The sequence below is a fragment of the Luteolibacter yonseiensis genome, from assembly GCF_016595465.1.
GTDB lineage: Bacteria > Verrucomicrobiota > Verrucomicrobiia > Verrucomicrobiales > Akkermansiaceae > Luteolibacter > Luteolibacter yonseiensis.
In genome coordinates, this window is the sequence record NZ_JAENIK010000005.1 from 19,540 (window position 1) to 29,079 (window position 9,540).

Genomic DNA, 9,540 nt, shown 5'->3' on the forward strand with positions numbered 1-9,540 from the left:
CAAAAGATCGTGTGAGTCCTTTACGGTGTCCGGAGTTCGCGCTTTAGCGGACCGCTCCAGCGTGCTCTTCAGAGTTGGAATCCGGACTTTGTGAAAGGGCGGAGGTTTGTTAGCATGCTGTGGCTGGTGAAAGAGCTGGAGTCTTGTGAAAGAGCAGGAGTCTTGTGAAGGAGCAGGAGTCTTGTGAAGGAGCAGGAGTCTTGTGAAAGAGCAAGCTGAAGCTTGAACTCCGGGCAGCGTTTCTTCCGGAATTTTAAAAGATCGTGTGAGTCCTTTGCCGTGTCCGGAGTTCGCGCTTTAGTGTGCTCTTCCGAGTTGGAATCCGGACTTCGTGAAAGGGCGGAGGTTTGTTAGCATGCTGTGGCTGGTGAAAGAGCTGGAGTCTTGTGAAAGAGCAAGCTGAAGCTTGAACTCCGGGCAGCGTTTCGGTGGATCATCGGTGCACCGTTTCGGTGACGACTTGTTGGCGGCGGCCTGTGCTCGCCGCTATTTTGGAATACGGGCGGTGTTCGCCGTTACTTTTTGCCGAGGCCGGTGAGCTTGATGTCGAAGGGGTTCTCGTCCTTGTCGTTGCTCCTGATATGGAGGGCGGCGGTGCGGGTGCCGGGTTTGGCGGGCTTGAAGGTGACGGTGAAGGTGGTGAAATCCCCGGGGGGCACGGTGGCGTCGGGTTTGGTGAAGGTGAAGTCTCTGGCGTGCGGGCCGTTGATGGTGATCTTGATTCCGGTGAGGGACTTGGTGCCGGTGTTCCTGATGGTGAATATGCGTGGGGAATTCTGGCCGACGGGCAAGGTGCCGAAGTTTTTCCGGGCGCTGCCGTCCTTGAGGGAGATGTTTTCGGGTTGCCGGACGACAATTTCCGGCTGGCCGCTTTTGGTGAATTTGTGAACGGCGGCGAACGATGATTTGTCGATCCGGCCGCTGTGGCCGAGCTGCCAGTAGTAGTTGCCTCCGGTGGTCCATACGGAGCCGTCTTTCTTTCTGACGATGGTGTGGGTTCCGCGCGACGCCACTTCGGCGACGCCGGTGAGAACGCGGACGGGTTTGTGGCGGTCGCCGGTGGTTCCATCGCCCAACTGGCCGCTGTTGTTGCTTCCCGTGGCCCAGAGGTCTCCGTTTGATTTGATGTAGAAGCTGTTCTCGCTCCCCGCGAAGATCGCTTTCGCTCCGGTGGTCACGCGGACGGGCGAGGTGATGGGGCCGTCGCCGGCGGTGCCGAGCTGCCCGAACCTGTTTGCTCCGACAGCCCACACACTGCCGTCGGTTTTGAGGAACAGGCTGTGGTCCTGGCCTGCGGAGATGGCCCGCACCTGACCCATGATACGGATGGGGGTTGTGCGGCGGGTCCGGGTGCCGTCGCCGAGCTGTCCGCTCTCGTTCGCGCCCGCGCCCCACACCACGCCGCCTGTGGTGAGAAACAGGCTGTTGCCGCCCCCGGCGGCGATGGCCTGGATGCCGGTCATGACTTTCACCGGGGTGAACTGGGCATCCGCCGGCTGGCCCAGCCCGAGCTGGCCACTGCTGTCATCGCCACAGGTCCAGGCGGAACCGTCGTTTTTGAGGATGATGGTGTGGATCACTCCACCGGCGAGTGCCTTGACGTCGCCGGTGATTTTGATGAGGGAGGACTTGTAGATGTCATCGAACACCCCCTCCATGCCGATGCCAAGCTGGCCGCGGGCGGCGTATCCCGTGCCGAAGGCGTCGCCATTGCTGTCGAGGTAAAGGGTGTGGCCGGTGCCCGTGGAAATGGTCCGGATGCCTGAATGGAGGGGGGTGGGTTTTTCAATGACGGCCGGGGATGGAACGCCGAATTGCCCGCCATTGTATCCCCAGCCGAATGCCGTGCCGTCCTTTTCGATGACGAAGCTGGCCGACGCTCCCGCGGCGATGGTGGGATCCGCTGCGATGGCGGTGGCGGGGAGCAGGAGCGCGAGGGTGAGGAGGAGTGGTTTCATGCGAGGTGGGTTTCGGGGGGAGGTGATGGCGGTGGTTGCTGATTTCCCGGGATTCATTTTCCGCGGTTCCCCGTAGTTCTGGAATTCAGTTCATAAAAAGGAGGGAAGCCAAGTGGCAAAATCGGAAGTGAATTCGATGGAGGTGGTTCCGGGACCCTTGTGAAAGAGCGGGGGAAAGAGCAAGCTGGCGCTGTCAGCTGGTGCTGTCGGCTGGTGCTGTCAGCTGGCGCTGAGGCTGAAGAGGCTGTCGGAAAACGGAAAGCCCTCGTTTCTCGTGCGGGCCGGAGTGGCGGAACGTGTCCGCCACTCCGACCCGCACCATCGCTCCGGCCCGCACCATGGAAACGATCCCGGCCATGGTGTCTCATGACCTTGGGAAGGCGGCGATCCGAATGGGCCGATGCCGCTGATCCGGAGAACCTGAAACCCATTCCAGTTCACACCGATGGGCGGTTCACCCTTGTTGGTTTTTCGATCACCACGTCTGCCGCACGGGCGGACACGTTCCGCCGCTCCGGTTCACACTGCCACAGGTGGCTCTGCCGTTTTCCGCCAGCCTCTGAAGCTTGAATTCCGGATGGCGTTTCTTCCGGAACTTCAAAAGATCGTGTGAGTCCTTTACGGTGTCCGGAATTCAAGATTCAGCTGACAGCTCCAGCTTGCTCTTCCGAGTTGGAATCTGGACTTTCGTGAAGGGGAGGAGGTTTGTGAACATGCTGTGGCTGGTGAAAGAGCAAGCTGAAGCTTGAACTCCGGGCAGCGTTCCGGTGGATCATCGGTGCACCGTTTCGGTGACGACTTGTTGGCGGCGGCCTGTGTTCGCCGCTATTTTGGAATACGGCCGGTGTTCGCCGTTACTTTTTGCCGAGGCCGGTGAGCTTGATGTCGAAGGGGTTCTCGTCCTTGTCGTTGCTCCTGATGTGGAGGGCGGCGGTGCGGGTGCCGGTGCCCATGGGTTTGAAGGTGACGTTGAAGGTGGTGGATTCCCCGGGTTTCACGGTGGCGGCGGGCTTGGTGAAGGTGAAGTCTTTGGCGTGAGGGCCGTCTGTGGTGATCTTCAGGCCGGTGAGGGCGCTGTAGCCTGTGTTTCCGATGGTGAATGTCAGGGTGCGGCCTCTGACTCCGACGGGCGAGGTGCCGAAGGTCTTCCGGGAGAGTCCGTCCGAGAGGGCGGTGCCGCCGGGTTGGCGGACGATGATTTCCGGGTTGGTGGATTTTTTGAACCGGGCGACTTGGACGAATGTGGAGCGGTCGGTGAGAGTGCCGTCGCCGAGTTCTCCCCAGTAGTTGTGCCCGGCGGTCCATACGGTGCCGTCTTTCTTTTTGATGATGGTGTGTTCCGATCCGGCGGCGACTTCGGCGACGCCTGTCATGACGCGGAGGGGGGATTTCCGCAGGCTGGTGGTGCCGTCGCCAAGTTCGCCGAACCGGTTGGGCCCGGTGACCCAGAGGCTGTCGTCCGTCTTGATCAGGAAGCTGTTTCTGTAGCCTGCCGCGATGGTCCTTACTCCGGTCATGACTTGGGCGGGGCGGGCGTTTTCGATGGGGAGGCCGAAGTGCCAGATGGCGCTGATGGTGGCCCACACGGTGCCGTCGGTTTTGAGAAAGAGGGAATGGTCGGATCCCGCGGCGATGGCTTTCACGTCATCCATGACATGGACGGGAGTGGATTTGTCGATGAAAGTGCCGTCGCCGAGTTCACCGGTGATGTTGCGGCCCATGGCCCACGCGCTGCCGTCGTTCCTGAGCAACAGGATGTGATATTCTCCCGCGGCGACGGCTTGGACGCCGGTCATGATCCTGGTGGAGGTGATTTTGGCGGGAGGCTGTCCGATGCCGATGAAGCTGGGGAACGTGTTGCTTTCGCATGCCCAGGCGGTGCCGTCCTTCTTGAGGATGAGGCTCTGGTTCATGCCGGCGGAGATGGCCTTGACTCCGGTGAAGAGGAGCCGGGGTGCGTTGAAAGGCCGGAATCCCCCGCCGATGCCGATCTTGTCACCCGTGTCGTAAACGTCGCCCTTGGCGTCCAGCATGAGGGTGATCCAGTCGCCCGTGGAGACGGCTTTTATTCCGGACATGATCCTCACCGGTTTTTTGGAATAGTCGCTTGAAGGGGAGTGAAAAAACTCCCGGTCGGTTTGATATCCCCAGCCGAAGGTGGTGCCCTTGTGATCGATCGCGAAGCTCTGGAGAAGGCCGGCCGAGATGGTGGGATCCGAGGCGCGGGCGGTGGCGGTAAGCAGGAGCGCGAGGGCGGGGAGGAGCTGTTTCATGGGATGAGGGGGCGGGCGTCGGGGGAGTTTCCGAATCAGCGGGATTTGTCCCCGCTTCGCCGGGTGGTGAAAAGGGATTCAGTCGGGAAGGCGGAGGGAAGCCAAGTGAAAACCCGCGGGCGGAGCTTGTCATGGGCACCGCGGGAGATGCCACGGTGGCGACCGGTGATCGCCACCACGGTGGGGCGGTGCCCTCGATGGCTTGGGCCGGTCTATGATTGTTCCCAACGCCGGACGACGAGGCTTTCCAGCATTTGATCCAGCGTCTGAAGGGATGGCGTGATGTTACCGGCGTTTTGTTCCAGCCACTTTTTGGCATCGCTGGTGTATTGGTCATAGGTGTTGGAAAAATCCTGGTAGTTCGCGGTGCTCCGTCCCAAATGACTCCTTTTTTCCTCGGTGGGGAGGCCGGGCAGGTTCAGGGGAAATGTGGCGATGATCTGGCACGAGTCGTCGTCCGACATGCCGAGGAAGAGGTAGTGGAGTCTGCCGGATATCATCAGGTCCGGTTCGATGGTCCACTGGGTGACCATGCGGATGCCATGACCTCCGGTGAAACCGATCCGCCGCTTCAGACAGGTGAACTCCATTGATGCGTCCATGTAGCCGGGGGAAAGGTGTGGGTCTTCATGATCCATCGCGGTTTCCATTTTTTCCCGGAGGGCGCGGAGGGTTTCCGCCACGGTCGATTCCTCATGTTTGCCATCGGTCAATGTCAGGCGCCATTCATCCGCCTTGTGGATGAGGATCTGAGGCGCGGTGGGATCGTCTCCGGGATCTTCGCCGCTGCGGGGAACTCCTCCGGGCAATGCGGCCGGGAGGCGGATGGCCCAATGTCCGGGCCGGCAGCTGTAACCGGGTTTCAAGGCATATTGTTCGTTCTCCTGATAGAGTTTCCAGTTTTCAGGAGTGTGGAGAGGGTTGATCGGTATTTTTGCGATGATGGCGTCCCTGCTCCAATCCACGGGAACGGTGACGGCGAAGGGGCCGGCCCGCAGCACGGTTGAAGATTGTTTCACGGCGGTGCGGCAGCCCGCGAGACCCGCCATTCCAAGTTGCATGAAATATCTCCGTTTCATTCCGGGAGTCTGGCGGAAGGGGGAGATCCTGGCACGAAGATATTTTGAAGGGGCGCGCACATGGCCGCGGGATTTCCGGGGCCGCGTCGCTTGGGAGGAGGGGCCGGGGCGATACGGATTGCGAAAGGTTATTTCCGTGACTTCAGAAGATCGTGTCAGTCTTTGTGGTGTCCGGAGTTCGCGCTTTAGCGTGCTCTTCTGAGTTTGAATCCGGACTTTGTGAAAGGGGGGAGGTTTCTTAGCATGCTGTGGTTGGTGAAAGAGCAAGCTAAAGCTTGAACTCCGGGCAGCGTTCTGGAGGATCATCGGTGAGCGGTTTTTGGTGACGGCTTTTGGCTGGTGGGCGGTGGTTGCCGTGACGATGGAGCATCGGCCGCGCGGACGGGGGCGTCCGCGCTCCTTATGGCTGGCGGGCGGTGATCGCCGTTAGGAGAAAATATTGCCTGTGGCGGGGTGGGCTGTTAGGTGTATCGTCTCTTGCCCCGCGGGCGGTTCTGTGGCGGCGGTAAACCTAGGTTTTTTCATTTCAATGATCATCGGTCGTTTTTATTTCAGGCTCACTTCGTCGGGAATCGCGGGGGAGTATTCGCATGATGCGTCGGTTCGGCCGCTGCCGGAGGTGGGGACGCGGAATGACGGGGTGGCGGCGATCGACGGGCCGTTCGGGTTCGTGGGGGATTATCACACGACGTGGCGCGCGTCGTCCGGGGAGTCGGTTTACGCGGCGCTGAGGATCACGGAGAAGGAGGGGTGCGAGGGGATTTTCAGCCTGGAGTGGACGGCGATGGACCGGAAGAGCCGGCTTTATCGCGGGGAGGGGATGTTGTGCGGGGAGGTGCTGGTGGGGGATTATCGGGATTGAGGGGGGAAGAGTTGATGGTTGAGAGTTGAGAGTTGATGGAAAGAGGAAGAGGAAGGCGCGGAGGGGTGAGTGCCGGGTGGGCGGTGATTGGAGGAAGGGAGATTTTACCGCAAGGTCGCGAAGGGTCGCGAAGGAAGAGGTGAGAATGTGTGATGAGGGGGAAGAGTTGATGGTTGAGAGTTGATAGAAAGAGAAAGAGGAAGGCGCGGAGTGGGACGGGGCTGGGGACCGGGGCGAACGGGAGATGCAATTCTCTTGCAGGGGGGCGGAGGGGTGGTCAGGGTGGATGTAATATGAAGCCGGTTCGTTCAATTTCCGGAGACTGTCCCGGGCTTCGGGAGGGCGGACGGAGGATGGTGGGATGAAAGGATGCGGGAGCTATCGGATCTGGGTGTTGATCGCGGCCGGTGAGTTCGCGGTGATCGCGGTTTGTCTGTGGCTGATGCGGGTGGAGCATGTGGGGCCGGTGGGTGCGTGGGATCCGGCGGCGCTTATCCGTCCGAAGAGGGAGGCCGCCAGGCTGGATGTCCTGAAGGAAGGCCCGAAGGCTGGCGCGGATGACGGGGAAGGTGAAATGAACGAGGCCGATGCGGATGCCATGTGGCGGCGGATGGAGTCGATGTCTTTTGACGACTACAAGGCGGCGATCGCGGGTGAGAAGGATGCTGCAAGCAGGGAGCGCCTGCTGGGTTTCCTGGTGGCGAATCAGGGAACGGCGCGTCCGGAGGAGGTCTATGGGTATCTACAGGCACACCAGCCGCCTGACGAGGCGAGGGTGCCGCTGCTCCACCTGGGCATCGACAATGTGACGAACAACGAGAAGGTTTTCCAGAGTGTGCTGCGGGATGTGGCTCCGAGCAAGAACCGGACATCGCTGCTTTATGAAGCGCTGCGTTTTTATCCTCCCGCGAAGCTTGTGGATTTTTTTAAGGATTTGGAGACCGCCGGCTTCAAGGAGGATGGGGAGCAGATCGCCTATCTGATCAGCAATGGGAATCTGGGGCGGTCCGATATTACGGAGGAGATGCTTGTAGACATGATGGGCAGGGTGGGGTCCCGCAAGATAGGAGAGTCCGTCGCGGATGAGATGATCCGGCGGAAGGCGGACCTGTTGCTGGGAAATCCGGAATCGGGGAAAATTCCGGACATCGCGGCGCTGACGGCGGGGGTGCCCGAGGGTTATCGGAATTATTTCGCGAAGACTTATTATGATCGTGTGATGCCGGTGGCGGTCGGGCACAAGCATGGGTATGCGGATCTGGTGGCGAAGGGGGTGCCGCAGGAGTCCCTGGCTCCGTATGTGAAGGATCTGGTCGCGACCCGTGTCCGGGAGGCGGGTCCGCTGGAGGCGATCGCGGGGAGCGGCGACATGCGGGGTGAGGCGAGGACGGTCTATGTGAAGGCGGTGATGGCGGACTGGGTGGGATATGACAGCGTCGGCGCGGGCCGGGCGATGGATGAGGTGCCGGAGGGGGGTGACCGGGATCTGATGCTCGGCGAACTGGTGCGCCACCACCGGGAGCGGGGGGATCAAGCGGCGGCGGCGGAGTGGGCGGCGCGGATTTCCTCCAGGCCGATGAGGGAGAAGCTGGAGGAGAGACCGGCGGGAGAGGGGGAAAGGGAGGAATGATGAAAAAGATCCGGAGCCGGAAGGTATGGGCGGGCATCGCGGTGGTGGAGCTGCCGTTGATGGCGGTCTGCCTGTGGCTGATGGGGAGGAATGGCCAGGATGCGGGGATGCCGCCTGAGCCGGCGCCGTCCGTGAGGCGGGAGGCTGTCCGCCCGGTGGCTCCGCTGGTGAAGGTGGAACCCGGCCGCAGGCCTGACGGCGGGCCTGACGCCGATGAGGGGGCGGGCTGGCCGGGAGCCGACGGGATGTCGTTCAAGGATTGTCTGGCGGCGCTGGCGGGGGAGGAGGATGCGAAGGAAAGGGCACGGCTGCTGCGTGTGCTGGTGGGCACGCATGGCAGGGCGCATGCGGCGGAGGTATATGAATATCTGGTGAAGCACCGGCCGCGGAGCGAGGCGCGGGAGCCGTTGATCCGTCTGGGAATCATGAGTGTGACGGATCATGAAATGGTTTTCCGCAGCGTGCTTCATGATACGGCCCCCGGCGGCGCGAGGTCTTCGCTGTTGAAGGCGGCGGTGGTGTCGTTGCCTCCGGAGAAGCTGATGGAGCTGATCGCGGGCCTGGATCCGCGCTATGGGAAGGAGGATGATTACAGGATCGCCTCTCTCCTGGGGGAGGATACCCTGGGTCGCCCGGAGATGACGGAGGAGGTGCTGGCGGGCATGTTGTCGAAGGCGGAGACGCGGTTCGTCGGGCAGAGCCTCGCGGGCGAGATCATCCGGCGGAAGCTGAAGGTGCTGTATAAGAATCCGGGGACGGAGATCCAGGACATCGGGACGTTATCGGCGGGGATTCCGGCGGCGTTCAGGGATTTTTATGTGAACCGGTATTATGAAGGTGCGGTGATTGTGGCGCTGAGGGACAAGCACCGGTATGAGGATCTCGCGGCGAAGGGGATGCCGGGTGAGTTTCTGGACACCTTCGTGAGAAAGCTTGCCCAGCGGCGCTGCGATTCGGATGGGAGCCACCGGGGGGCGATGGAGAAAATCACCGACATCCCGGAGGTGGCGAGGCCTTATTATTTGAAAACCATCGCATCCCACTGGATGACCTCCGACAGCATCGGTGCGAGCCGCACGATCGGCGGAATGCCGCCGGGGAGGGATCGCGATGTGATGGTGGCGGAAGTGGCCCGGTTCAGCCGGAACAACGGCGATGCCGAATCGGCGATGAAGTGGGCGTCGGAGATTTCCGATGAGGCGCTGCGGGAGAGGTTGGTGAAGGAGGTGGCGGGGGAGTGATCGATGAGGGATGGGTGTGAGAGATGATCGATGAGTGGAAGAGTTGAGAGTTGAGAGTTGATGGAAAGAGGAGAGGAAGATGCGGGAGGAAGATGCGGGAGGAAGATGCGGGTGGGCGGTGATGGGTGGGAGGGAAGATTTTACTGCAAAGATGCAGAGGAAGAGGGTGATCACGTATCGCCCCTCCGTGGAGAATGAATCCCAGGTGCCGTTTCGTGTGGTGTGCGGCCATTCCGGATTGCTCATTTTCCCGCGGCCGCAAGGGGCTGGATTTTTTCTGCGGTCAGCGGGGTGGTGGTCTGCGGAGGAGGTGGTGCCTGTGTTTCCAGGTGAGGAGGATGATGGCGGCGAGGGCGGTGGGGAGGAGCCAGGATAGGGGGCGGTTGTCCGGGGCCGCGGTGCGGTTGGTGGTGGGAGGGGTTGTGGGTAGGTGGGCGGCGGATTTTCCGGTGGCGGGGTGGTGTGTCTCCGGAGCGGACGGATGAGGGGAGGGGGTG

6 protein-coding genes and 1 pseudogene are annotated in these 9,540 nt (G+C 61.4%); 3 read left to right on the forward strand and 4 right to left on the reverse strand.

Annotated elements, in window-relative coordinates; translation table 11 throughout:
* Nucleotides 1–515: 515 nt before the first annotated feature.
* The 3 genes from JIN84_RS05610 to JIN84_RS05620 all read right to left on the reverse strand — a co-directional run bounded on the left by JIN84_RS05610 (nucleotide 516) and on the right by JIN84_RS05620 (nucleotide 5,292).
* On the reverse strand, nucleotides 516–1,958 hold the full coding sequence (locus JIN84_RS05610; RefSeq protein WP_200350047.1) for an RCC1 domain-containing protein: 1,443 nt from the start codon (nucleotides 1,956–1,958) through the stop codon (nucleotides 516–518).
* Between the two features lie 854 nt (nucleotides 1,959–2,812).
* Nucleotides 2,813–4,231, reverse strand: a complete 1,419-nt coding sequence (locus JIN84_RS05615; RefSeq protein WP_200350048.1) for a choice-of-anchor D domain-containing protein — start codon at nucleotides 4,229–4,231, stop codon at nucleotides 2,813–2,815.
* A gap of 212 nt (nucleotides 4,232–4,443) precedes the next feature.
* Nucleotides 4,444–5,292 (reverse strand): hypothetical protein, encoded by an 849-nt coding sequence (locus JIN84_RS05620; protein ID WP_200350049.1) that lies wholly within the window; start codon nucleotides 5,290–5,292, stop codon nucleotides 4,444–4,446.
* A gap of 547 nt (nucleotides 5,293–5,839) precedes the next feature.
* Between JIN84_RS05620 and JIN84_RS05625 the strand changes: the two genes are divergently transcribed.
* From JIN84_RS05625 to JIN84_RS05635, 3 genes are all read left to right on the forward strand, one after another.
* Complete coding sequence (locus JIN84_RS05625; RefSeq protein WP_200350050.1) at nucleotides 5,840–6,172, forward strand: hypothetical protein; 333 nt, start codon at nucleotides 5,840–5,842, stop codon at nucleotides 6,170–6,172.
* Nucleotides 6,173–6,563: 391 nt separating this feature from the next.
* A complete protein-coding gene (locus tag JIN84_RS05630) occupies nucleotides 6,564–7,802 on the forward strand; it encodes a hypothetical protein (RefSeq protein WP_200350051.1) in 1,239 nt (412 codons plus the stop codon).
* Nucleotides 7,802–9,043: a hypothetical protein gene (locus tag JIN84_RS05635; protein ID WP_200350052.1), complete on the forward strand. Its 1,242-nt coding sequence runs from the start codon at nucleotides 7,802–7,804 to the stop codon at nucleotides 9,041–9,043. The genes JIN84_RS05630 and JIN84_RS05635 overlap by 1 nt, the downstream gene beginning before the upstream one ends.
* A 283-nt stretch (nucleotides 9,044–9,326) precedes the next feature.
* On the opposite strand, the pseudogene JIN84_RS05640 reads toward JIN84_RS05635, so the two are convergent.
* Nucleotides 9,327–9,540 (reverse strand): annotated as a pseudogene (locus JIN84_RS05640) (hypothetical protein); the annotation flags it as partial.